Source organism: Intestinimonas sp. RTP31139st1_F5_RTP31139_211217 (genome assembly GCF_040226735.1).
Taxonomy (GTDB): Bacteria; Bacillota; Clostridia; order Oscillospirales; family Oscillospiraceae; genus Intestinimonas; species Intestinimonas butyriciproducens.
This window is the reverse complement of record NZ_JBCOAQ010000012.1, coordinates 21,286-45,734: the sequence shown is the minus strand read 5'-3', so window position 1 is coordinate 45,734 and position 24,449 is coordinate 21,286. Positions and strand designations below refer to the sequence as shown.

Below are 24,449 nucleotides of genomic sequence, written 5' to 3'. Positions count from 1 at the left end.
ATGAAAGAGTTGAAACCGAGAATCCATGAGAACGGTATGGACTATGTGTTGGTGGGCGACTACTATGTGCCGGACTTGAAGCTGCCGGAGGAACGCCGACCTATTGGGCATTGGGGACGCTTGCGCCAGTCCTATCTGAAATTGCACCGTCCCATGCTTTACAACGAGCTAATTTTGTCCGGCAGGCTCCACACCGTCGTTGCCGATCTGAACGAGCAGGCGGCAGACAGGCTGGACTTGATTATCCGGCAGATGATGAAAGCCGAGGGCGTGACCGAAGCCATGAAAGCGGAAAATCAGATGTTATGGGTGCAGTCAATGAACTCCATCCGCTGCCGGGCAGAGGAAATCATCAAGACGTAACTAATCTACTGTTGAGAGAGGTAAAGCTATGATTTTGGAAGCCATGTATAATGGGGAGTTTTATCCCTGCGAGACAGTTGTACCTACATCACCGGAATACCGAAAGGCAGTCATAGCCTGTGAAAAGCTCATGGAGCAGTTGTCCCAGCGGCTCAGCAAAGAGGACTATGAGCTGGTGCAGGAACTCCGGGCGCAGACAGCAATCGCCCAATGTGAAGAAAGTGAAAGTCACTTCAAGTATGGCTTTTCCGCTGGGCTGATGTTCAGCAGGAAGCCCATGAACAAGTGCAGCAGAAGAAAGAAAAATAGATGAAGAAAGCCGCCTGAGCAGAAAGAAACTGTTCGGGCGGTTTCAGCATTCGCCAGTAGATTTATTCACACTCTTGTGATAAAATTTACTACAATAAAGAGCGTGATAGCACTAATTTTATGGGGGGATGCTTAATGAATAGAATTTTGAAAAAATTTTTACAGCGGGGTGTCGATTTAAGTCCTGTGGGAGTTGAACTCCGTGAGGATAATACAAATTATTTTTGTACCCCAAAAGGGGCATCGGTTTTTGGATGGGCAGGGATAGATGGTATCCACTTCTGTTTCATTCGTGGATTTGGAGAGATGGTTTTCTCTGTCAGCCCCATGAATACTTCTCCTGATTATGTTCATCCAGTAGCTGAAAATTTTACCGACTTTCTGCGGCTTATACTGGCTTGTGGTGATGTGGCGGCAGTGGAACAAGCGTGGATGTGGAACGAAGCACAGTTTGAAGCCTTTCTCAATGAAAACCCTACAACCCAGGAACAACAGCAAACTTTATCGGAAATTTCAGAGAAGATGAATTTGTTGTCTATGGAACAACCGTGGACATATATCAAAAACCTGCAATCTTCCTTTGATTACAGTCAGATTAAATACACAGAAGATTATTACGATAATGATATGACTTCAGAGGCAGAATTGGTTGCCCCTGAATGGAAGGTCTACTTTGATGGAGATTTCTGGGGACATCGAGGTAAAGACCGTGCCGGAAAAGAGATCAAGCTGGATAAACAATTCGATTGGGCTGGATATCATTGGGTAATTCCGGCAGCTTATTCATGTAGCAAAGGACTTGTCGTTGATTTTTGTATGCGAGTTGATTCAGAAAGCATCCGTGACTTCATGAAAAAATGGAATCTGGACTGGGAAAATGACTCATGTGAAAATTTTACCCGTGAGCAACAGATGCAGATGGAATGGGAAAACCCACTTTGTTTTAACTTCAAACCTTGCTTGAAGTTAAACGAGAAAATATTACAGACAACCCATGGCTGCGCTGTGAGCTTTAATCCTTGTCTGCCAGATGGCGTTATCAATGAGTTGGAAGCAAAATGGGCAATCGACCATTATGGGCTGGATAGTACTTATGGCTGGGTCATATGCAGAGACGTATTTCCTTGGGGAACCAAGCATCACCCTGAAATCAATAAACTTTTTCTTACAATGGAGCAGCAACCAGGACAAGTTCCAGGCTCACATTTCAAAGTTCACGCACCCGGAGATTCATTTATGTTTTCCCATCCTGTTAGCGGAATAACCCATACACTGACCGTGCAGGAAATAGAACAGCAGACAGTTCCTCAAAATAGTTTTGGTTCTGATCGCTGGATTTATCCGACACATTATATTGCCATGAGTTATACACTTACCCCTGAACCGATGGAGAACATTTCGGTTTTTGACTGTGATGAAGGCGATAGACCGATAGAAGTTACACCAGACGATCATTCGTTCCGTCCAGTTGGCAGTAGTTCCTGTTTTGTTGTTGGTGTTATTGGTGGTGCAGATGGTCCGACAGCAGTTATATATGGAACAAATTCACAAGAAAAACTTCATGCTGCTTGTTCTGCTCTGCACTTTGAACCGGTTGGTGATGATGTCGAGTGGCGTATCGTGTTCAATGTTACGCAGTTTGACAAAGAAACATTCCCAATTATCTAAAAATACCCTTAGAACTCTAAGGGCGCACTTCTATACTCTCTGTCGAGAGTAGTGCGTCCTGCGGAGCTTCATTCCCGGTCAGCAGAAGAAAACTGCACGACCGAGAATGTTTCGTCACTTCGTTCCGTCAAGGTGGCTACACCCCCTTGCGCCGCTAAAGCGGCTATCCCCTGTGGACTTGCCGTCCGCAAACGGTTTTGACAAACCGTTCGCCGCCAGCAAGTTTGAAAATCAAGAATCTTAATTTGATAAAGGAGTGTGATTCTATGAAAAAGAAATTACCCATAATCCTCTTGGGTGTTATTTTGGCTTGTGTGTTGGTTTTCGGTTTCCTTTATGCAAACAATGACATTGGTAAAACCGCAAACAGTTTAGAAGCAGACATTCGCCAATCTCAAAAAATTTTGGATGATTGGATTGTTGATGGAAGCATTTCCGACACAATGGCTGCATTTATTTCTTACCCACAGGACAAGACAGACCACACTTTTTCTGTCTATGTAAATCGCCCTGGCTTGTCTTTTGGATATTTCTTCCGTGGTGGTGGAGATATAGTTGAGGTTGATGATTACATTGCAGAGTTTGTTGTTGAGGGAAATAACGAAAGGGCATTTATCTCAATGAATACCCAAAATATTGTTCGACTTGAAGTAGATGATGGCAACGGCATTCAGGTGATTGATATTGATAGTGGCAAGCCTTTCGCCATTGTCCTGCCCCTCAATGTAGGAAACATCTGTTTCTATGATACGAATGGAAATGTTGTGGAATATCTTCGCCAACAACTTTGACCAACTTCAATTTACCGAACTGAACACAACAACTGAATACCGAAAAACTGACCGTTGACTGGTCGCAATCTGCGAAAAGTTGACGGTCTTTTTTTATCCCCAAAATCAAAAAAGGAGGTCAATCCCAATGACAAAACCGAAAACCCTCGACCAGCTCCGAGCCGAAAAGGAACGAGCTGAGACGCAGCTTGCACAGGAACAGCACAAGCTGGAGCGTCTGGAGAACAGAAAGAAGTATCTGGAGAAAGGCGAACGCACCAAGCGCACCCACCGCCTTTGCAATCTGGGCGGCACGATTGAGAGCCTTGCCCCGGAGGTCAAAGATCTCACACGCACCGAAATGACAGAGCTGATGGAACACATCTTTTCCCTGTCCGAAGTCCAGCGAGCCGTCCGTCACATGGCGATTACCCATATCAGTCAAGCGAACAGAGAAAAGGAGTTGAAAGCCGATGGCACTATTTCATCTGAGCGTCACGCAGACTAAGCGAAGCGCAGGACAGTCCGCTATTGCTTCTGCCGCCTACCGTGCCGGGGAGCGATTGTATAGCGAGTATTACGGCGAATACAGCGACTACACCCGCAAGGGCGGCGTGATCTGCTCCGACATTCTCCTGCCGTCCCATGCACCGCCAGAATACGCAGACCGCCAGACCCTATGGAACGCCGTGGAAAAAGCCGAGCGTGGAAAGAACGCCCAGCTTGCATACAGCTTTGACATTGCCTTGCAGAATGAATTTTCCCTTGAGGAAAACATCGCTCTTGCAAGGCAATTTTTGTTGGAGAACTTTGTGAGCCGTGGCATGGTGGTTGACTTCGCCGTACACCAGCCAGACCGGGAGGACGGCGGCATACCAAACCCGCATTTTCATGTGCTTTGCCCCATCCGCCCCATCGAGCAGAACGGCAAATGGGGACTAAAGCAACGCCGGGTGTATGAGCTGGACGAGGACGGCAACCGTATCCGGGACGCAGACGGAAAGTTTGTGTTCAACGCCGTTCCCACTACCGACTGGGGCAGTCCCGAAACGCTGGAATACTGGCGGCAGACATGGGCGGAGCTATGCAACGCCAAGTTTGCGGAAAAGGGGCTTGACGTTCGTATCGACCACCGAAGCTATGAGCGTCAGGGCGTGGAGCTTCTTCCCACCGTCCACGAGGGCGCAACCGTCCGGGCAATGGAGAAGAAAGGCATACGCACCGAAAAGGGCGAGTTCAACCGCTGGATCAAGGCAACCAATGCCGTTATCCGGGACATCAAGAAGAAAATCGCTCTCCTGTTCGATTGGATTGCCGAAGCAAAAGCAGAGCTTGCCAAGCCGCAGGCCCCCGACCTTGTTTCTCTGCTGAACGCCTATTACACCCAGCGCAGAGCCGGGGCGTATTCGCAGAAAGGCAAGGTCAGCAATCTAAAGGAGATGAACGAGACTTTCAATTATCTCCGGGCAAACGGCATTTACTCCCTTGAAGATTTGGAAAGCCGTGTCAGCGAACACAGTGCTGCCACAGAGAGCTTGAAGAAAACGCTGGACGAACAGACCGCCCGAATGAAAGCAATTAAGCAGCTCTATGACAGCTCCGCTGCTTTCCAGAGCTTGAAGCCTGTCTATGACGGCTTGCAGAAAATCAAGTTTGAGAAGCCCAGAGCCAAGTACAAGGCAGAGCATGAAGCGGAACTGAAACAGTTCTACGCCGCCAGACGCAAGCTGACCGGAGAGTTCCCGGACGGCAAGGTGGATATGAAAAAGCTGACCGAAGAGTATGACGAGCTGGAACTGGCGCACAACACCACCTATGGCGAGTTTAAGACCGTCAGAGACGATTTACACCGTCTTTGGAAGGTCAAGTCATGCGTAGATACTGCCGCCCGTTTTAACGAGCGTACAGAGGAACAAAAGCTCCAAAATCGACCTCAAACACGACAGAAAAAGGAGGAACTATCCCGATGAATTACACCCAAGCACAGATTGACCGGGCAAACGCCGTCAGTCTGGAAGATTTTCTCCGCACACAGGGAGAGACACTTATCAAAAGCGGACGAGAATACCGCTGGAAAGAACATGACAGCCTGACCGTCCGGGGAAACAAGTGGTTTCGACACAGCCAGAGCAAGGGCGGCTATCCCATTGATTTTGTCATGGAGTTTTACGGCAAGTCCTTTCCCGAAGCTGTCCAGCTCCTGACCGGCGAAAGCGGCGAAGGACAGACCGAAGCCACCACAGCACCGCCCACAGCGTTCCGCTTGCCCTTGCACAACCGAACAGCCGACAGAGCAATTCAATATCTTTGCGAAAGCCGAGGTCTCAACCCGAAACTGGTTGAGGCTTTTCTTCTTTCCGGGGATATTTACGAGGACGCAAAGCGGCACAATATTGTCTTTGTTGGCAGAGACCGAAGCGGTACGCCGAGATACGCCCATGTGCGAGGAACGGCAGACCCATTCAGACAGGATATTACCGGGTCTGACAAGTCCTATCCGTTCCGCTATGAGGGAAACGGCAACCAGCTTTTTGTTTTTGAAGCGCCGATTGACCTTTTGTCCTTTATCTGCCTTTATCCGCAGGATTGGCAGAAAAGAAATTATCTTGCCCTGGGCGGCGTTTCGGGCAAAGCCCTTGACCGTTTTCTTTCTGAACGCAAGGACACCCGAAAAGTGTTCCTCTGCCTTGACAGCGACACCGCAGGAAGCGAAGCCTGTACCCGACTGGCACAGTCCATTCCCGGCGAGATCGCCGTCATTCGCCTTGTCCCGGCAAGGAAAGACTGGAACGATGTTCTCCGTCAGCAAGGGGACATTCCGAGCCGCAAATTTATAGCGGAAACAATCACGCTGCGAGAGCTGCCCACTGCCCAGCCTGTCCCCATGCTCCGTATGGCAGATGTGGAGCTGACGAGCGTGGATTGGTTATGGTTTCCGTATATTCCCTTTGGAAAGCTGACCATCATACAGGGCAACCCCGGCGAGGGCAAGACCTACTTTGCCATGCGTCTTGCGGCGGCTTGCACCAACCGAAAGCCTTTACCCGGTATGGAGACCCTTGAGCCTTTCAACATCATCTACCAGACCGCAGAGGACGGTCTGGGCGATACCGTCAAGCCCCGACTGATGGAAGCGGAAGCAGACCTTGAAAGAGTGCTTGTCATTGACGATAGGGACACACCGCTGACCCTTGCCGATGAGCGCATAGCAAGGGCAATCCGGGAGAACAACGCAAGGCTGGTTATCATTGACCCGGTACAGGCGTTTCTGGGCGCAGATGTGGACATGAACCGGGCAAATGAAGTCCGTCCCATCTTCCGCAGTCTGGGAGACATTGCACAGGCTACTGGGTGTGCTATCGTGCTGATTGGACACCTGAACAAAGCCGCAGGAACGCAAAGCACCTACCGGGGATTGGGGTCTATCGACATTACGGCGGCAGTCCGCAGTCTGCTGTTTATTGGCAAGCTGAAGGACAGTCCGACAACGAGGGTGCTTATCCATGAGAAAAGCTCCCTTGCGCCGCCCGGACAGTCCCTTGCCTTTTCTCTGGGAGATGAGAAAGGTTTTGAGTGGATAGGGGCTTATGACATTACCGCTGACGAGCTTCTTGCCGGGACAGACACCGCCAAGACCGAGAGCAAGACCGCACAGGCGCAAATGCTCATTCTGGAACTGCTTGCGGACGGAAAGCGTATGCCGAGCGCAGAGTTGGAAAAGGCAGTCAATGAGCGTGGGATTTCTTCACGCACCATGAGAACGGCAAAGAGCCGTATCGGGGACAGACTTGTGACCGAGAAAGACGGCACAGCATGGGTCTGCTATCTCCGAAACTGACAACAGGAACACGGCAAGCGTGGCAAAGACGGCAAGGTTTTTATAGATACCTTAATGTTGCCGCCTTGCCTTGTTCCATCATACCGACACCGCCCGATGATGAACAGTCACCGGGCATTTTTCATTTACAGGAGGATTTTGAATGAACAATACTGCAACTAACACCGCCACTTGCCCGACTGTCAGAAAGCAGATCGGCAAGACAACCTATATCGTCCGTGTCCATTTCAGCCAGACCGCAAAAGAGACGATGGAGGACAAAATCAAGCGTCTGCTCCGTGAGGAAGTCCGCAAAATGTGACTTCTTTTTGAATTTGATGAAAAAGTCCTTGACAATTCGTCTCTGGCAAGACGGCAAAGTCCATTTTAGTGAGCGCCGCTGTCCGTCTGGCCGCCTTTAATCTGCCGCAGTATGCGGCCATGACATCCCATGATGAAATGGACTTTGGAAGCCTCGGTGAGAAAAAGAGAGCGATATTCTGTGTGATCCCCATCAACGATTCCAGCATGAACTACCTCATCGGTATGCTCTATACCCAATGCTTTCAGGAGCTTTACTATCGGGCTGATGAAAAGCACGGCGGGCGGCTGCCCATCCCGGTACGCGTCATTCAGGATGAATGGGCCAATGTGGCGCAGCCGGATTCGTACCCCAAGATCCTGGCCACCTGCCGCAGCTATAATATTGGCCTGAACATCATCGTGCAGAATATCCAGAACATCAAGGCACTTTATGAAAAGGAGTGGGAGAGCATCATCGGGAACTGTGATACTTTGCTGTTTCTGGGCGGCGGCAATGAACCGACCTCTCTGGAGTTTATAGTGAAGCTGCTGGGCAAGGAGACATTGGACACCCGCACCCGTGGGCAGACCAAGGGGAAGCACGGCTCCAGCTCCACCAACTACCAGCAGGCAGGACGCGAACTGATGATGTTAGATGAACTGCGGATGCTGGGCACTGATGACGCAGTTCTGCTCATTCGGGGAGAGCCGCCGGTGCTGGACAAAAAATACAACATTCTGCGGCACAAAAATATCAAGCGGACGGAGGATGGCGGGGCGGCACCCTATGTGCATAAGCCCCTGGGTAACTATGTTCTGCCCGATCTGCCCTATCCCTTCCGCTCGCTAGAGGATTATGAATTTATTGAAATGGAGGAACCTGATCATGAATATGAAGAAGTCCAACGAGCTGATGGAGCGTGAGCGAAAGGCTCGCCGGAGATATGGAAACGCGGTTCTTATGACGATGGCAGCCCTTTCCTGCGTCACCACTGCCTTTGCTGCTGGAGGCGATCCGCTTTCCATCGTCAACAACCTCTCCGACTTTATTTTTTCCATCATCAAGGCTCTGGGCGTTATCATCCTGGGCTGGGGCATCGTTCAGGTGGGCATGAGCATCCAGAGCCATGACGCCAGCCAGCGCACCCAGGGCTTCCTCTGCCTGTTCGGCGGCCTGCTGATCGCCTTTGCAAAGGAGATCCTGACCGCCATTGGCGCGATTTAAGTAAAAAAAGCCGGGAGGTCTGCTCTGGGGCAGATCTCCCGGCTGGTTTCTTTCCGGAGGTGAAATTTTATTGGACAACAACTGGATCGCGGACAACCTGGAAAACGCCTTTTCCACATGGAACACAAAACTTTCGGAGATGTGGTCCCTGCTGACAGAATCGCCACAGACCTTTAAGGGCGGCACCATCTGGCAAACGATCGTGACCATCAACGGCGGGATGCAAGCCATTGGCTACGGCCTTTTGGTACTGTTCTTTGCCATCGGTATCTTCCGCAGCAGCGCAAGCTTCCGGGAGTTTCAGCGGCCCGAACATATCCTGCGGCACTTCATCTACTTTGTGATGGCCAAGCTGGGCATCACCTACGGCATGGAGCTGCTGACCGACATCTTCAGCGTATGCAGCGGCATCGTGGCAACTGCGGCCAGCAGCGTGGGCGGCGTCACCGGGGCATCCGTGGCACTGCCCAGCGAGATCGTGGACGCCATTGCGGATGTGGGATTTCTCGCCAGCATCCCCCTGTGGCTGGTGACACTGTTGGGCAGCCTGATCGTCACGGTGCTGGCATTTATTATGATCCTGACCGTTTATGGCCGCTTTTTCAAGCTCTATAGTGCGTCCGGAAGTGCGGCGGTATAAGCCAAAGCACACGGATAGATGGAAATTCCGCCTATTGCACGGCGGTAGGATAAGGTAATCCAGAAAGGCAGGTGAAATAATCTCCTATCATCAGCCAGCTTATCCGGAGGGGAAACCTGATGGGGAGTGTAGCATGCTGGCAACGTCGTAAGTTGGAAAGCTATCATTCCACTACTGAACGGCAAGATGAAACGATATGAATGAGGTGCAAAGCTAAACTGCTTTAAGGGCAGTCCGAGGCGGCATACTTGAGCCGGCGGCGTAGGATAGCTGAATTCGCCGTATGTCATGGCAAATGGTGACATGTAGACACGATTTGCGAGATACCCATGATAGCCAGCCGCAGTCAGCGGAAAAGGACGAAAACCCACTCCGACATCATATCACGCTGTTTCCAGCTATCTAACCGGAGATTGCCTAAACCGGAACGCCATTTATGGCTATGGCCGCAGGACCTGAATATCCGGCAGGGCAACGGAGCCGCCGTAGTAGTCCGAGCAAGGGAAAACCTTGTACATGGCGAAGGGCGGCAGGGTATCACCAATTCACAAAAGGAAAGGTGTGTGAGACACCATGAGAAGTCCCCAAAATGTATTGGAGAGTTTAAGTTCCAAAGCATGCAACAGCAATTATCGGTATCAGCGACTCTACCGCAACTTGTACAATCCTGAATTTTATCTGATAGCGTACCAAAAAATACAAGCCAAACAAGGCAATATGACCGCCGGAACAGATGGTAAGACCGTGGATGGAATAGGCATGAAGCGTATCAATGCGTTGATTGCCAGATTGAAGGATTTTAGTTATCAACCCGCCCCGGCCCGTCGGACGTATATCCCCAAGGCCAATGGCAAAAAGCGTCCCCTTGGTATTCCCTCCTTTGACGATAAACTGGTACAAGAAGTGGTTCGCATGATACTAGAGAGTATCTACGAGCCGACTTTTCTGAATACATCCCACGGCTTTCGCCCAAAACGGAGTTGTCATACGGCACTCCAACATGTGCAAAAGAATTTTACTGGGGTCAAATGGTTTGTCGAGGGTGACATTAAGGGGTGCTTTGACCATGTTGACCATCATGCATTGGTCAACATCCTGCGCAGGCGCATTCAGGATGAGCATTTCATCGGGCTTATCTGGAAGTTCCTGAAAGCGGGCTATATGGAGAATTGGGTTTACCACAACACTTATTCCGGCACTCCGCAGGGGTCCATCATCAGCCCTATTCTTGCAAATATCTACCTCAATGAGCTGGATGTGTTTATGGCCCAATATGCCCAGACCTTTCGGCAAGGTAACAAGCGCCGTATCAACCCAGCCTATAAAAAGCCGCTGGATAAGCGGCGTGGAAAGCAGGAGTGGCTGAAACGGAACGAAAGTAAAATCTCCCCGGAGCAAAAAGCAACTGTTATGGCGGAAATCAATGAAATCAATCAATATCTGCGTACCATCCCGTATGTTGACCCGATGGATGACAGCTATAAACGGCTGGTGTATGTCCGCTATGCGGACGATTTTCTGATCGGAGTAATTGGGAGCAAAGCGGACGCAAGGCAAGTCAAGATCGATGTGGGAATGTTTATCCGAGAGCAGCTTCATTTGGAACTATCTCAGGAAAAGACTCTTATCACGCACGGAACAGACTTTGCCCAGTTCCTCAGCTTTCAGATTACCACCAGCAAGGAGCAGAACAGTACCCGCACCAAAGCGGGCTACGTTAAGCGCTCCTACACCGGGCGTATCAAGTTGTATGTGCCAAAGGAAAAATGGCTGAAACGGCTATTGTCCTATGGGGCACTTAAGATCCACTATGACAAAGACAACGGGAATAAAGAAATCTGGGAACCAGTTTGCAGGTCCAGCCTACGCAATCTGGATGACCTGGAAATCTTAAACCAATACAATGCAGAAATCAGGGGATTGTACAATTACTACCGTATCGCACACAACGCAACCGTACTGAATAATTTCCTCTATGTGATGAAGTACAGCATGTATAAAACCTTTGCTGGGAAATACCGAACGAGCATGCAGAAAATCATCCGAAAATATACCAAAGGAAAAGACTTTGTAGTGACTTATCAAAGCAAATCCGGTGAAAAGTCAGTTGTATTTTACAACCAAGGAATGCGTCGGGATACCCATGTTGACGCAACAAACCCGGACATTATCGGGCGGGCAAATGAAAATAGAAGCTACACAAGTCTTGTTCAGCGGCTAAAAGGCGGCCAATGTGAGTGGTGCGGAGCGACGGATGTGGAGATTGAAATCCACCATATCCGGAAGCTGAAAGACCTATCAGGAAAGGCGGAATGGGAGCGCCACATGATTGCGCGCAGGCGCAAAACTATGGCGCTATGCCATAACTGCCATGTTAAATTGCATGCCGGAAAACTGGACTGATACCTGGAGAGCCGGATACATTGAGAGGTGTATGTCCGGTTCGGAGGGGAGCGTTTGGAAACCTGCCGCCGAAATGCGGCAAGGCGCTGGGCGCTTACCCTACTGTACGCGGCATTGTCTCCCATCGCCCTGTCCTCTTTCGCCGGAGAGGGAACTTCCTCTTTCGGAAAAGCCTTCCTCAAAAGCTATATCGGCGTGTGCATGGAGGGGGCGGTCATCGTGCTGGCCTGTATTATCTTCTCAGCATTTGCGTCCAGCGGTTCACTGGCAATCGACCCGGACGCATCCGTGGTGTCTCAGGTGTGGAGCTATCTGGGAGAAGTCATTTTCAATATGCGTGCAGCGACACGTTGTCGTACAAACTCGACGTGGGAACAATCCTGCAACGAGGTAAAACCGACGGAGAGACTATGTCTCTCTAACTGATACTTCGAGAAGTGGAATGAAGGAGTAACGTCCTGAAACGCTTCCCCTGATACTGCGTTGGAAGAAAGGGAGCGCAATCTCCCGGACTGACACAGCACGCTGAAGTCGGCTGAACATACCCGCCCTGTTCGACCTGAAAAACGGCAGGGCAAAAGCGAGCCAGAGGTGGCCGCGGGTAATAGGCCGGGGGTTCATAACCGCATATGGCGAGTATGTGGAAACACTGACGAAATCCCGAATGTACGGATCTAAATGAAGTGCAGTCAAAAAGGCTGTTGCCGCAGTCGCGGCGTGTGTGAGGTGGAGTAAGATTGCATGTTATGAGACACCTTACGGCGTTACAGGCGCCGTCCAGCACACAGGTCTAAAGGGAAACCTAAGTGCGGTTGAAATCGAATAGAAGTATTGGAACGTGGAAAGTTCCCGACGTGGAGCCATTGCGGGCGAAGAAGCGTTGAAAAGGAAAATCGTGTCTCCACTTACCGGGGGTGCGGTATAACTTTTCTTAATCGGGAATGAAACAGCAGCCATGGTACCAATGAAGCCGTGAAGAAAGTAAGCGGTGGAGGGACGGGCTGTAGTCAGGGTAAGATTGCAAGAAAAACCATATTTCAAGCAAACTCCATAGGTTCGAGTAGGACTAAGAAAGGCCGAATCCAGATGGAAAGTAGGCCGACTATGGCAACAAAAGACAAGGCTCCAAAGAAAAAGAAACTACGTCATGCGGAATATTATGCCTTCCAGAAGATTCAAGATAAGCTATATGCCGACAGCGCAAAAGGACGAGAATTTAAGCATCTTGTAGAAATCATTGCACTCCCAGAGAATATACGGTTGGCGTATCGCAATATCAAGGCAAACAATGGCAGTCAAACCGCAGGCACAGACGGCAGAACAATCAAGGACTTAGAAAGGCGCTCAGACGAAAAATTGGTTGCACTGGTTCATCGCAAGCTGGACTGGTACGAACCACAGAGCGTCCGCAGAACAGAAATCCCCAAAAGCAGTAACCCTACGAAAAAGCGGCCACTTGGAATCCCTACGATTCTTGACCGGCTGATTCAGCAATGTGTTTTGCAGGTGCTGGAACCAATTTGTGAAGCAAAATTTCACGAACACAGTTATGGTTTTCGGCCCAATCGAAGTCAGGAACACGCATTGTCAGCAGTCAATAAAAACATTCAGTGTTCGCATTTCTATTATGTTGTGGATATTGACATCAAGGGATTCTTTGACAATGTAAACCATGGGAAATTGCTGAAACAAATATGGACGCTGGGTATCCGTGACAAAAAGCTTCTTAGTATCATATCCGCTATGCTGAAAGCAGAGGTAGCGGGAATCGGTTTCCCGGAAAAAGGAACACCCCAGGGCGGCATCATCTCACCGCTTCTGTCCAATATCGTCTTGAACGAATTGGACTGGTGGATAGCCAGTCAGTGGGAGGAAGTTCATACCCGTGAATACCGTGCAATGAAAACGAATCCCAACGGGAGTAAAAATCATGGAAACCAATATCGGATGCTGCGAAACTCGACCCGGCTGAAAGAAGTCACCTGTGTACGATATGCTGATGATTTTAAGCTGTTCGCTAAAAATTATCAGGACGCCAAAAAACTGTATTATGCAGTGAAAGGATGGCTAAAAGTGCGGCTGGGGCTGGACATAAGCCCAGAAAAATCGAAAATCGCAAATTTGAAAAAGTCGTACTCTGAATTTCTGGGGTTCCGCATCAAAGCAGTCAAGCGGGTCAATGGGCACAAAACCAAATATGTCGTTAGGAGCCATATCAGGGACAGGTCCCTCGAGAAAATATCAGAAGATTTGAAAAGGCTGATTCACAAAATCGAGTTTCCTGACCCCGGAAAGCGTTCGGAACATGCCGCGGTCACACGCTACAATTCCTATGTGCTCGGGGTCCATAACTACTACAGCATGGCAACAATGGTTAGCCGTGATTTAAGAAAGCTGGCCTTTTCAGTCCAAAAGAGCCTAAAGTCAAGACTACAAGAACGAGTAAGAACTGCAAAAGAAGTTAAGGAGCGAAAATTAAGCTGCGAAATTCCTGATTATATAAAGGTGCGCTATGGCAGCAGCCAACAACTCCGATTTGTCAATGGATATGCGCTTGCTCCGATTGGGTATGTGAAGCACGATTTTCCGAGAATGAAGAAACGTGTCATAAACAGCTATACACCAGAGGGGCGGGCAGAAATTCATAAGGCATTGGGGCATGAGATTGACAAAAATATTATGCACTATCTCATGCGTAATCCTGTCTCAAATCGTTCCACACGCTACAACGACAACCGCATTTCACTATTCTGCGCCCAGTTCGGCAGGTGTGCGGTAACAGGAGAAAAGCTACAAATCGGAAATATTCATTGTCACCACAAGAGGCCGAGGCACCTTGGCGGCACGGACGAATACAACAACCTGATACTGGTCATCGAAGATGTCCACCGCCTTATTCATGCAACAGATCCCGAAGTAATCAGGAAATATCTCAAAAAGTTAAACCTTGACCCCAAGCAGTTAAGAAAACTGAATAAACTTAGAAGTCTTGCAAATGTTGAGAGTTGTTTGAGATATGACGCAATCTAAAACCTTGATGGCAAGCCGGATGAATCGAAAGGGTTCACGTCCGGTTTAGAGCGGGGGAAAATCCAGCGATAACATCAAAGGATTACCTATCGCTATTGGTGCTGGTGGGGCTGGTCAAGACTGCCGATCACATCGCAAAGGAAATGTTTGGTCTATAACAAGAATGGGGAAGTAACAATATGGAAATCAAAATCAACAAGGAGATACGAACTTATAAGGAAACGATTTTCTTCGGCCTGTCTCTGCGGCAGTTTATCTGTGCGGTGCTGTCAGTGGGGACGGCGGTAGGGCTGTACTTCTGTCTGCATGGCGTGCTGGGCAGAGAAACTGTCAGTTGGGTCTGCATCGTAGGTGCGTCCCCCATTGCCGCAGCAGGCTTCTTTCACTATAACGGCATGACGCTGGAACGGTTTCTCTGGGCGTGGTTCAAGACCTCGTTTCTGCTGGCTGGCCCCCGTGTATGGAGATCAGAGAATTACTACCTCATGCAGCTTGGAAAGGAGGAAAAACGGCATTGATAAAGCTATTTCAAGCAAAGCACAACTCTGAACGGGATGCCTTTGCCATCCCCAAAAGCGTTCAGAGGTCCATCCCCATCAAGCGTGTCTATAAAGACGGTATCTTTCAGGTGAGCGGCAGGTTTTCAAAGACCTGGCGCTTTTTTGACGTCAATTACAAGGTTGCCTCGCCGGAAAAGCAGATGGAGCTTTTTATGGCGTACTGCACCTTTCTCAATGCGCTGCCGGTCAACGCCACGGCCAAGATCACCCTGTTCAACCGCAGGCTCAATCAAAAGGAATTTGCCCACACACTGCTGATGTCCTTCAACGGGGATGGACTGGACCAATTCCGGGTGGAGTACAACGACATCCTATCCGATAAGGCGGCGGACAGCAATAATCTCATCCAGGAGAAGTATATCACCATCTCCACCGAGGCAAAAAATGTAGAGGAGGCCAAAGCTTTCTTTAACCGGGTAGGTACCGATCTGACCACCAGCCTGTCCCGCATGGATTCTGCCATCCGGGAGATCAGCCTGAGTGAACGTCTGCGCCTGTTCCATGACTTCTTCCGCCCCGGCGAGGAGCAGGAGTACCACTTTGACCTGACGAAAACGATGCAGCGGGGCCACGGCTTTCTGGACGCCATCGCTCCGGACAGTCTCCTGTTCCAGAAGGACCACTATGAGATGGGAGACTGTTTTGGGCGTACCCTGTTCCTGCGGGATTATGCCAGCTTCATCCGGGATGATATGATCACCGAACTGATGGACTATCCCCGGAACATGATGCTCTCCATCGACATCGTGCCCATCGGTATGGACGACGCCATCAAGATGGTGGATAAGGTCATCATGTCCGTGGACTCCGACGCCAACCGCTGGCAGCAGCGGCAGAATTCCAATAATAACTTCACCGCTAATTTGCCCTATCAGATGGAGCAGATGCAGAAGGTGGGCAAGGAGTACATGGACGACCTCACCGAGCGCGACCAGCGCATGATGTTCGGTGTGGTGACGCTGACCCATCTGGCGGACAGTCTGGAACAGCTTGACCAGGACACGGAATCCCTGTTGTCCCGGACGCGGGGATGCGAGTTTGCCACCCTCAAGTACCAGCAGGAGGATGCGCTGAATACCGTCTTGCCCTACGGCCTGCGGCGGATCGACGCCGTGCGGACACTGACCACAGAGAGCACCGCCGTGCTGATGCCCTTCAAAAGTCAGGAGATCCAGGACAAGGGCGGTATCTATTACGGGATCAATGCCGTGTCCCATAACCTTATCATCTGCAACCGGGGCAATCTCCTCAACGGCAACGGATTTATTCTGGGAGTGTCCGGCTCCGGAAAGTCCATGGCGGCAAAGCAGGAATTTACTTCTCTGGCTCTGTCCACCGACCATGACCTGATCGTGGTAGACCCGGAGCGGGAATACGGGCCTCTGGTGCGGGCGTTGGGCGGCGAGGTCATCACCATTTCCGCATCCAGCGCGGAAAACTGCTATATCAACGCCCTGGACCTGTCCTCGGAGTATGGCGACGGAAAGAATCCGCTGGTGCTGAAAAGCGAGTTCATCATGTCCCTTTGTGAGCAGCTTATGGGAAGCGGTCAAGTGGGGGCGAAGGAGAAGTCCATCATCGACCGCTGTGCCGGCAATATCTATGAGGAGTATATCAAGAATTATCAGGGTGCCCCGCCTACGCTGAAGGACCTGCATCGGGATCTAATGATGCAGAAGGAGCCAGTGGCCCATGATATTGCACTGGCACTGGAGTTGTTCACCACAGGAAGTCTAGATGTATTTGCCCACCAGACCAATATCAACACCAATAACCGCATCCTCTGCTTTGACATCCTGGACCTGGGCGAGAATTTGAAACCCATTGGCCTATTGGTCATGCTGGACGCTATTTTTAACCGCGTCATCCGCAACCGGCGAGAAAAGAAACAGACCCACGTTTACATCGACGAGATCTATTTGTTCTTTGCAGGCGGCATGGGCGGCAGTCACAGCATCAACAGTTACAGCGGAGAATTTCTGTACAAATGTTGGAAGCGGTTTCGTAAATACGGAGCTACACTGACAGGTATCACGCAGAATGTGGAGGAATGTCTGTTGTCTGATACGGCCCGTATGATGTTCGCCAACAGTGAATTTCTGCTGATGCTGAACCAGGCGGCCACAGACCGAAACGAACTGTCCCGCCTGCTGGGGACCTCCAGTACCCAAATGGATTATGTCAGCGATGCCCCGGCAGGCCACGGCCTGATCAAAGTGGGCGGAGGGATCGTTCCCTTTATCAATGAGTTGCCCAAGGATACGGCATTGTATCGGCTCATGACTACCAAACCGGGCGAGGGATAAGCCATGGCCGATTTGAAAACCCGGCCCCAGATGGATAGACCCAAGCTCCGGAAGCAAGGCGCGATCCCCAAAGAGGCCGCTGCCATCCTGCAACAGCCCTTTGCAGACAGGCAGCAGCAGCGCCAGCCGGGGCAGAAAAATCCAGTGCAATATGCGACGGACAAGGTGGAGAGTACCGGCAAGCGTGGGACTGTTGCGGCGGCAGACGGGATGCGCCGTGTGGCCGGACACAAACGGAAGCAAAATCAGGCGCAGCCGCCCAGAACCGCCCCGCAGCAGGAACACCCGGTATCTCCAGAGATCTATACCCAAGCCCCGGAGACCACCTCGGAACCACCCATCTCAACGGCCCCAAAACCCACGATGGAGCGGGCCAGACAGCAGTTTGCCCAAAAGCGTCGGTTAGAAGCGGCAAGGAGTACAGAAGTCAAGCTACGCCCATCGACTATGCCAACAGCATCTGGATCGGATGGCATTTTTCCATCTGCATCAGAGCAACCCAGGGATAGCCGCGTGTTTTCGCCGCCCACTTCAAAGGAGCGTGGGCGGCGAAAGATGGTGCAGAGTACCATACAGAAGCAGCAACGGGCGGGGCAACTGGCCGAAAAAAGAACTGCCGCCTCTTCCTTCAGACACTCTGAAAAGATCCGCTCTGGACCCAGCGTTTCCGTCAAGCATCCGCCTATGGGGGTCAAGCAGACCGTCCACGGTCAAAGGGGAATATTCTCACCAGGAGCAACCCACGCACGAAAGGCAAGGCAGGCCGTCCAGCGCAAGACCCAGCAAAAGATGCTGGAGCAGACCACAAAAAAGGCGGCTCAGGCGGCGAAGGACGGTGGTCAGCTGGCCCTGCGGGCCGGTGCTGCGGTAGGTCGTGCGACGGCCTCTGCCGTCAGCTCCATCATGGCTGCTGGCGGTGGCGCGGCTGTGCAGGTGGTGCTTTTGGTAGTGATCGTCATTGGCGCTATCACCGCCTCACCGTTTGGCATTCTGTTCGCAGGAGAAAGCACAGCACCCGATACCGTGCCGGTGTCAGGTGCTGTGGCTCAGGTACAGTATGACTTCAATGCCGAGCTGATGGCTTTGCAGACAGCGGACACATACGACGATATGACGCTCCAGGGGACGATCCCGGACTGGGCGGAGGTGCTGGCCGTTTTTGCGGTGAAGGTTGCTGGAAACGATGGTGCTGACGCCGCCGATGTGGCGACCCTGGATGCTGACCGGATTTCCCGGCTGAAGGTGGTTTTCGCGGATATGTGTACCGTGTCCCATACCGTCGATGTGATCGACCACCCGGACAGTGACCCCGACGATGGCCGGGATGATAGCTGGACGGAGAAGCACCTGAAGATCGTCATCGTGCCTAAAACTGCGGAAGAAATGAAAACCGTCTATGACTTCACGGGACAGCAGATCTCTATGTTGGACGAATTGCTGGCTCACCGTGACCTTCTCATGGAACTGGTGGGTGATTTGGTCACGATCACCGCTGATGCGTCTGAGATTCTAAAGCGGCTTCCGGCAGACCTCTCGCCGGAGCGAAAAGCGGTGGTACAAACAGCCTGTTCTCTTGTCGGCAAGGTCAATTACTTCTGGGGAGGAAAATCCTCCGCCATAGGCTGGGACAGCCGTTGGGGACAGCTGAAAGAAGTCACAGCGGCGGGCAGCCCCACTACCGGCACCTACCGCCCCTATGGACTGGACTGCTCCGGTTTTGTAGATTGGGTATTCAATAATGCAATGGGTTGTGTCATCGGCCATGGCGGAGGCGCAGCCAGTCAGCACACCTATTGTTCCACCATTACATGGGAGGAAGCAGCTCCCGGTGATTTGGTGTTTTATCCTGGAGATAGCCACGTCGGCATCGTCGGCGGCAGAGATAAAAATGGCGAACTGCTGGTCATCCATTGTGCCAGCGGCGCAAACAATGTGGTCATTACCGGAAAATCTGGCTTTGCCGCCATTACCAGACCGACCATTTATTCAGCGGAGGCATCAGATGGGACTGCTTGATACACTGGCCGAGAAAATGCAATGTGAATATCTATCTGATCTGCGGTATCTTCCTCGGCCCAACATGGTGTTGCAGTGCGCTTTAGCGGAACTATCATTGGAGGAGTTTCCGGAAAGCGAATGGCTTGACGCGGCATTGTATTTGTGCGGAATAAAATGTGCTGACACCGCAGCTGCACAGCGCTCTATGCGTTCTTTTTTGTAATAGTTGTAACTGCAAAACAGCCACGAACCATTGATTTGGTTCGTGGCTGCAGCCTGTCGAAAAAGTCCCCGACAAAAGCTGGACTTTTTCGACAGGCTAATGTATAATAAGCCATAAAGAAAATAGTATGCTTTTGTCCGAGTAAGTTGGTACAAAGAAATATAGTGGCATCGTGCCCCCGTGAAAAAGCTGCCGAAAATGGCAGGTGCGGGGATGAGGAAATTCGGTGAGAATCCGGAGCAAAAGCCATTTCCGTATATATCGGAGATTGCTGTTCGCGGCGTGAGTCGGCCATTGGGGGGGGGAACCCTGAGAAGGTAGAACAGCGAGCGCAGGGCCTTTTTAAAAGAAGGCCCCAAAGGTATGAACCGGAAGACCTACGATGTTGGAGACCGGAACCGTGAAAGTGAGGCGATGGAAGTGAACACGGAAAGAGTGGGCCGTGGAAGAGAAATCTTCTATGGCCCACTCTTTCCAATTTGTGGAAATAAACGGAACTAGGTCATGCTTTTTAAGAAGAAACGCTTTAGACATGAAAGAGAAACGTCGGAAGGACAAGCGGCAAAACAGCGCCGCCGCGCCGGTCCATATCGTAATAAAGCTAGGGAGGGAAGATAAGGAAGAGCGTGCAGAGGGTCCGGCCGTTAAAATCTACAGATGGGGGTGCGGCAATGATTGGAGCAGCAGATGCTGATGGCTCTTGAGCAAATGGAGAAGACATAAGATCTAAGAGGGGGAAAACGTGTACATGAAGAAACTAAAAATAAAAAAGCCGCTGGCGGTACTGCTTGTACTGGCCATGTGTCTGGCACTTCTGCCGGCAACAGTGAGTGCGCAGTCTGCCGAAGACACGCAGGCAACCGTAGAGAACATAAAGATTGCTGAACAAGGCGGGAGCGTTCAAATCGGAGACAGACTCCCGCTGACAGTTGAATTTTCTCCGGAAACCGCGAGCGATGAGCTCGAGTGGAGCAGCTCGGATCCGACTGTGGCGTCCGTGGACGGGGACGGTGTGGTTACCGGAAAGGGGCTTGGGACGGCAACCATTACGGCCGAGACCGCAAGGAACGACGGGACAACGGCTGAGAGCACCTGTACCGTTACAGTAACAGACGATCCGTACGCTGTTCAGGTCTATATTCCTAAGGGCCTCATCGCAGAGAATGGAATCTCTTTTTATCCGACGGAGGGATTCGGTACGGATAACCGGGATACGTTTGGGGAAGAAAGCGCCATTACCGCGTATACCAAGGATGCACAGAGCGACGATCAATATGATGTTTATTCGATGACGCTTGAACGCGGAATCTACTCTTTCCGCGCCGTGGATGAGAAAGGCAACAGCCTTGGCGGCGGGGCCTTTCGGATTCCGGCCGAAGGCGGCGGGGGAACCTATCAGAGCGTAGACGACACAAAGATCTATTTGCGTCTGATTGAGTCCTATGTCGTAAATGAATACGATGGGGAAAAAGCTACTGCTGAGGACTATTCCGTCAGGCTGATGAACAAAATCGGCGTGGCGACGATGGGCGATCCCTATATAAATTCGGCTGGTTACGAGTGCTATCCCACGCTCGCATTTGTCAGTGGGAACGCACTGCTCTATTACAACGTGTTTACACCGTCCAAGGATTATGCGGTTGAACATGGCGTTGGGGCGACCATTTGGGGAAACTATGCAGTTCAGCCTGAAGAGGGAGCGGCTACCTTTGGTACAAAGCTCAACGAAACCTCCACCTTTACCATTAACGCTCCGAAAGGGGCGGAAGCGGCCCTATATACACAGGTGCTCAACTTTAACGCTGAACGGATTGACAGTGTGAAGACTGTTGATCTGGGAGACGGGACAGTAGACCATGTTTTCAATATCACACGCAGTAGTAACGTGACTTACCGCGTCTCTATGGAAGGCATGAGAACAGAGGCCGGCTTTGTGGGCAATGTCTCCGGCGATAGGCTGGAAGTCAACTTTGATGCATCTCGGTCGCCGAAAGAGTTGCGCACCTCCGGAGACGCGTTCAGCGAAAGTAGTCTGTTGCTGAATATCAATGAACGCAATAAGCTGGAGCTGGACATAGGCGAGCAGTATAAGGTGCGCGCTTACCGCGCGGCCTGGCAGATTATCCATACAATAACGGATAATATCATGGTCGAGCCGGATTTCCATTATCATGTTGTCTCTGGAGAGGACATCATCTCCATTGAGACAATGGATGGAGGCAACGCAGGCGATAACTGGGCTTGGGTCACCGCAAAGAAGGAAGGGGTGGCCATTGTCGAGGTAAGCTACGACGCGCTGGATGTAAACGACGCCGGGAAGGGCATGTGGATGACGGCCACCAGCGGTTTCTACGGCGCCACCGACCCCATTCGTACAGGGGTATTTGTGGTGACCGTGGGTGACCAATACAAAGAGATATCGGGAGTCGACTGGGATGCCGAGTACAACGTCTGCTATTTTCTGGGCGACAGTGGCGAGATGTCCATTGCCCCGGATGGGAATGACGTGACAGTCTCTGTGGCCTCTGTCCTGGGGGGGAAAATAAGCGAGTGGAGACAGGCGCCTGCTTCCGGTAAAAGCTTCCGTGTGCCGATCGAGCCTGGAAATAATGTGATCTGCATAGAGGCGGATGGAGTTACGGATTACCGCGTGGTTCGTGGTTCGCAACTTGATGTTATTACCAATAACAATGTAGAGGGGCGCGACGAGATCTACCCCGGGGATACGGTATCCGTGAGTCTGCGGGGACTCTATATGCCAATCCCTAAATTCTCCGGCATCTATAATCCGGGCTTCCCTGCCACGACCCATGTCTCTTACGAATGGAATGGAGAGGAATACAGCAGCGGCGGGATACAGTACCACATCATTGAGCCTGAGGCAAATCTATTTAAGGTGGAGATTCCCGAAACCGCGTCTGGAGCAATTACGCTGACCGGCGGCAAGCTCTCCCTTACCTCTATGGGGTCGAGCTATGGGAAGCACCGTGAACTCACCGACGTTGGGGTTCCGGCAAACTTCAATGCGGCGAGCCTGCGCATGAAGGACACTGCGCTGCCTGACATCACGATTCAGGTTTCCCAGCCCCCTGAAGGATGGACACCGGAGCAGGCGAATGAGACGGGGGATGTCTCCGCTGCAGAAACGGTAGGGACTGGCAAAACCCATACGACAAGTTACTATCCCACAGCCGGGCTGACCTTTGATCTGACGGAAGAGGAGACGGACGGGTATGTGACCGTGAGCTTTGAGGATTACGGGGTGCGGCTCGATGATGCAGATTTCAAAACGCCATTGGGTGTGATCATTGCTCCTACACAGGTTCCCTATAAGACTGGTGACAATATTGCGGAAGTCACGCTGAGACTTTTGGATGCGCTGGATATCGGCTATACAAACACCGGCTCGCTTGAGAATGCATTCTATCTGGCCGCCATTCAGAATTTTAAGCTGTCCGACGGGACACAGGTTGATTCGTTTGGAGAATTCGATTCCGGGGCGGGATCTGGCTGGATGATTACGCTCAACAACTGGTATATCAACAGCAGTACTGCGGATTTTGAGGTTGAGGACGGAGATTTTATCCGCTGGCAGAATACTTGTCAGGTTGGTGCGGATATTGGCTGTGATTGGTCGAACGGCAGTGCCGAGATCACGGGTCTGCGCTTTTACCAGACATTTGGAGAGTTGTCCCCGGCATTCGACAACAGCGTCACAGACTATACCTATACGCTTCCCGCATCGGCCGAGGAGGTACGGCTGGAGGCCATTCAGGAAAATTATTGGGCAATCCTCACTTATACCAGCAATGGAAAGACTTATAAGCCCAGAGCGCCGATACCGGTGGAGGATGGCACCGTAATCGAACTCGAATGCGCCTTTTCTGAGTACGCTGGAAATCCCCCTACAGATACAGACAGTCTGAAGATTACGATTCGGCTTGCAGAGGGAGCCTCCGCGCCGGATACAGAGCTCTCCCGGGAAAAGTTTGTGGCACTCCTGGAACGGGAAGCGACCGGTGCCGATGTCTACACCGCCACAGGTGCGATGGAGTGGGGAATTTCTGCCGGGATTACCGACGGCGCGAATCCGGAAAGCGGCATTGACCGGCAACAGCTTGTGACAATGCTCTATCGCTACGCGGAACAGGCAGGTATGAGCGTAGGAAATCGGGCCGATCTGAGTAATTATGCGGATCTGGACGTACTGGCGCCATGGGCGGAGCGCGCGATGTCCTGGGCGGTGGCAGAGGGCCTTGTCAGCAGGAGTGCTGGAAATATGCTCATGCCGAATGCCACTGTGTCTGTACGGGAAGCGCAAGACATGTTGAAAAAGCTGGCGTCGTAACATAGGATGAAGAGACATCCTGATAAGTATGTATTTATCGGTCTGCGCACCGATAAATATAGAGGTTCCCGTTAAGGGGCGGAAGGTATGTAATGGAAGCCCCGGGCGGAGAACTGGGAATACAACTTTATAAGAACAGAGGCTGAATTTGCCCCGAAGCGTCTTTATGGCGCGGGGCGGTCAGGTGTCGCGGGGTGTAAAGACCTGCGGCGCGAGGAACCAGCGTAGTACGCTGGAGACGGCTTTCAGTGGAGGCGATGATTTACCTTAGCCGGCCACTGGTTACTGTAAGCGTTAGTATGAGTACGAAATCTGTCAGCTCTCAGACGGCAGGAGCCGTCAAGGGCGACGAGTCGGTCACTGGCGAGCGTAGAGAGAGTGGTATCTTAAAACGGCGCGGGGAAGGCTGGGCTGACAGATGCGCGGGGATATCCCGCGGGCGCGAGCACAGGAGAACGACTATCCGACTACGGGTAATTGGCCTCA

At 51.3% G+C, this 24,449-nt stretch carries 18 protein-coding genes and 1 riboswitch; all 18 genes read left to right on the top strand.

All coding sequences use genetic code 11. The features are described 5' to 3' along the window. The 18 genes from ABUA09_RS09605 (at position 1) to ABUA09_RS09520 (ending at position 23,963) form a co-directional block, all read left to right on the top strand. Positions 1-363 (top strand): TnpV protein, encoded by a 363-nt coding sequence (locus ABUA09_RS09605; protein ID WP_349949330.1) that lies wholly within the window; start codon positions 1-3, stop codon positions 361-363. Between the two features lie 28 nt (positions 364-391). Next, a complete protein-coding gene (locus tag ABUA09_RS09600) occupies positions 392-676 on the top strand; it encodes a DUF6809 family protein (RefSeq protein ID WP_005944778.1) in 285 nt (94 codons plus the stop codon). Positions 677-807: 131 nt separating this feature from the next. Continuing rightward, complete coding sequence (locus ABUA09_RS09595) at positions 808-2,340, top strand: hypothetical protein (protein WP_349949329.1); 1,533 nt, start codon at positions 808-810, stop codon at positions 2,338-2,340. A gap of 266 nt (positions 2,341-2,606) precedes the next feature. Next, positions 2,607-3,131: a hypothetical protein gene (locus ABUA09_RS09590; RefSeq protein WP_015516227.1), complete on the top strand. Its 525-nt coding sequence runs from the start codon at positions 2,607-2,609 to the stop codon at positions 3,129-3,131. A 127-nt stretch (positions 3,132-3,258) separates the two neighbouring features. After that, positions 3,259-3,618 (top strand): DUF3847 domain-containing protein, encoded by a 360-nt coding sequence (locus ABUA09_RS09585; protein ID WP_003500140.1) that lies wholly within the window; start codon positions 3,259-3,261, stop codon positions 3,616-3,618. After that, positions 3,584-5,080 (top strand): MobQ family relaxase, encoded by a 1,497-nt coding sequence (gene mobQ, locus ABUA09_RS09580; protein ID WP_119972736.1) that lies wholly within the window; start codon positions 3,584-3,586, stop codon positions 5,078-5,080. The genes ABUA09_RS09585 and mobQ overlap by 35 nt, the downstream gene beginning before the upstream one ends. Next, entirely contained in the window at positions 5,077-6,948 is a 1,872-nt protein-coding gene (locus ABUA09_RS09575; protein ID WP_349949328.1) for an AAA family ATPase, read from the top strand. The genes mobQ and ABUA09_RS09575 overlap by 4 nt, the downstream gene beginning before the upstream one ends. Positions 6,949-7,090: 142 nt before the next feature. After that, entirely contained in the window at positions 7,091-7,249 is a 159-nt protein-coding gene (locus ABUA09_RS09570) for a transposon-encoded TnpW family protein (RefSeq protein WP_006428300.1), read from the top strand. Positions 7,250-7,317: 68 nt separating this feature from the next. Beyond that, complete coding sequence (locus ABUA09_RS09565) at positions 7,318-8,154, top strand: VirD4-like conjugal transfer protein, CD1115 family (protein WP_349949327.1); 837 nt, start codon at positions 7,318-7,320, stop codon at positions 8,152-8,154. Next, positions 8,117-8,455: a glutamyl-tRNA amidotransferase gene (locus tag ABUA09_RS09560; RefSeq protein ID WP_438268283.1), complete on the top strand. Its 339-nt coding sequence runs from the start codon at positions 8,117-8,119 to the stop codon at positions 8,453-8,455. The genes ABUA09_RS09565 and ABUA09_RS09560 overlap by 38 nt, the downstream gene beginning before the upstream one ends. Before the next feature lie 70 nt (positions 8,456-8,525). Continuing rightward, positions 8,526-9,095 (top strand): VirB6/TrbL-like conjugal transfer protein, CD1112 family, encoded by a 570-nt coding sequence (locus ABUA09_RS09555; protein WP_349949326.1) that lies wholly within the window; start codon positions 8,526-8,528, stop codon positions 9,093-9,095. Between the two features lie 573 nt (positions 9,096-9,668). Beyond that, complete coding sequence (locus ABUA09_RS09550) at positions 9,669-11,498, top strand: reverse transcriptase domain-containing protein (RefSeq protein WP_009261569.1); 1,830 nt, start codon at positions 9,669-9,671, stop codon at positions 11,496-11,498. A gap of 54 nt (positions 11,499-11,552) precedes the next feature. Next, positions 11,553-11,924 carry a hypothetical protein gene (locus tag ABUA09_RS09545; protein ID WP_502880758.1) on the top strand — a complete coding sequence of 124 codons (372 nt, stop codon included), beginning with the start codon at positions 11,553-11,555 and terminating at the stop codon, positions 11,922-11,924. A gap of 678 nt (positions 11,925-12,602) precedes the next feature. Then, positions 12,603-14,528: a group II intron reverse transcriptase/maturase gene (ltrA, locus tag ABUA09_RS09540; RefSeq protein ID WP_279202086.1), complete on the top strand. Its 1,926-nt coding sequence runs from the start codon at positions 12,603-12,605 to the stop codon at positions 14,526-14,528. A 179-nt stretch (positions 14,529-14,707) separates the two neighbouring features. Then, positions 14,708-15,046: a PrgI family protein gene (locus ABUA09_RS09535; RefSeq protein ID WP_195614340.1), complete on the top strand. Its 339-nt coding sequence runs from the start codon at positions 14,708-14,710 to the stop codon at positions 15,044-15,046. Further along, positions 15,043-17,394 carry a VirB4-like conjugal transfer ATPase, CD1110 family gene (locus tag ABUA09_RS09530; RefSeq protein ID WP_195614341.1) on the top strand — a complete coding sequence of 784 codons (2,352 nt, stop codon included), beginning with the start codon at positions 15,043-15,045 and terminating at the stop codon, positions 17,392-17,394. Before ABUA09_RS09535 ends, ABUA09_RS09530 begins: the two co-directional genes overlap by 4 nt. A gap of 3 nt (positions 17,395-17,397) precedes the next feature. Next, positions 17,398-19,410 (top strand): NlpC/P60 family protein, encoded by a 2,013-nt coding sequence (locus ABUA09_RS09525; protein ID WP_195614342.1) that lies wholly within the window; start codon positions 17,398-17,400, stop codon positions 19,408-19,410. A gap of 358 nt (positions 19,411-19,768) precedes the next feature. Beyond that, positions 19,769-20,014, top strand: a riboswitch (cobalamin riboswitch). Between the two features lie 349 nt (positions 20,015-20,363). Continuing rightward, positions 20,364-23,963, top strand: a complete 3,600-nt coding sequence (locus tag ABUA09_RS09520) for an Ig-like domain-containing protein (protein WP_195614343.1) — start codon at positions 20,364-20,366, stop codon at positions 23,961-23,963. Positions 23,964-24,449 lie beyond the last annotated feature (486 nt).

Excerpts from the sequence above, each read along its gene's own strand:
- ABUA09_RS09605 (WP_349949330.1), top strand. The coding sequence starts at position 1 with ATGAAAGAGTTGAAACCGAGAATCCATGAGAACGGTATGGACTATGTG.
- ABUA09_RS09600 (WP_005944778.1), top strand. The coding sequence starts at position 392 with ATGATTTTGGAAGCCATGTATAATGGGGAGTTTTATCCCTGCGAGACA.
- ABUA09_RS09595 (WP_349949329.1), top strand. The coding sequence starts at position 808 with ATGAATAGAATTTTGAAAAAATTTTTACAGCGGGGTGTCGATTTAAGT.
- ABUA09_RS09590 (WP_015516227.1), top strand. The coding sequence starts at position 2,607 with ATGAAAAAGAAATTACCCATAATCCTCTTGGGTGTTATTTTGGCTTGT.
- ABUA09_RS09585 (WP_003500140.1), top strand. The coding sequence starts at position 3,259 with ATGACAAAACCGAAAACCCTCGACCAGCTCCGAGCCGAAAAGGAACGA.
- mobQ (WP_119972736.1), top strand. The coding sequence starts at position 3,584 with ATGGCACTATTTCATCTGAGCGTCACGCAGACTAAGCGAAGCGCAGGA.
- ABUA09_RS09575 (WP_349949328.1), top strand. The coding sequence starts at position 5,077 with ATGAATTACACCCAAGCACAGATTGACCGGGCAAACGCCGTCAGTCTG.
- ABUA09_RS09570 (WP_006428300.1), top strand. The coding sequence starts at position 7,091 with ATGAACAATACTGCAACTAACACCGCCACTTGCCCGACTGTCAGAAAG.
- ABUA09_RS09560 (WP_438268283.1), top strand. The coding sequence starts at position 8,117 with ATGAATATGAAGAAGTCCAACGAGCTGATGGAGCGTGAGCGAAAGGCT.
- ABUA09_RS09550 (WP_009261569.1), top strand. The coding sequence starts at position 9,669 with ATGAGAAGTCCCCAAAATGTATTGGAGAGTTTAAGTTCCAAAGCATGC.
- ltrA (WP_279202086.1), top strand. The coding sequence starts at position 12,603 with ATGGCAACAAAAGACAAGGCTCCAAAGAAAAAGAAACTACGTCATGCG.
- ABUA09_RS09535 (WP_195614340.1), top strand. The coding sequence starts at position 14,708 with ATGGAAATCAAAATCAACAAGGAGATACGAACTTATAAGGAAACGATT.
- ABUA09_RS09525 (WP_195614342.1), top strand. The coding sequence starts at position 17,398 with ATGGCCGATTTGAAAACCCGGCCCCAGATGGATAGACCCAAGCTCCGG.
- ABUA09_RS09520 (WP_195614343.1), top strand. The coding sequence starts at position 20,364 with ATGAAGAAACTAAAAATAAAAAAGCCGCTGGCGGTACTGCTTGTACTG.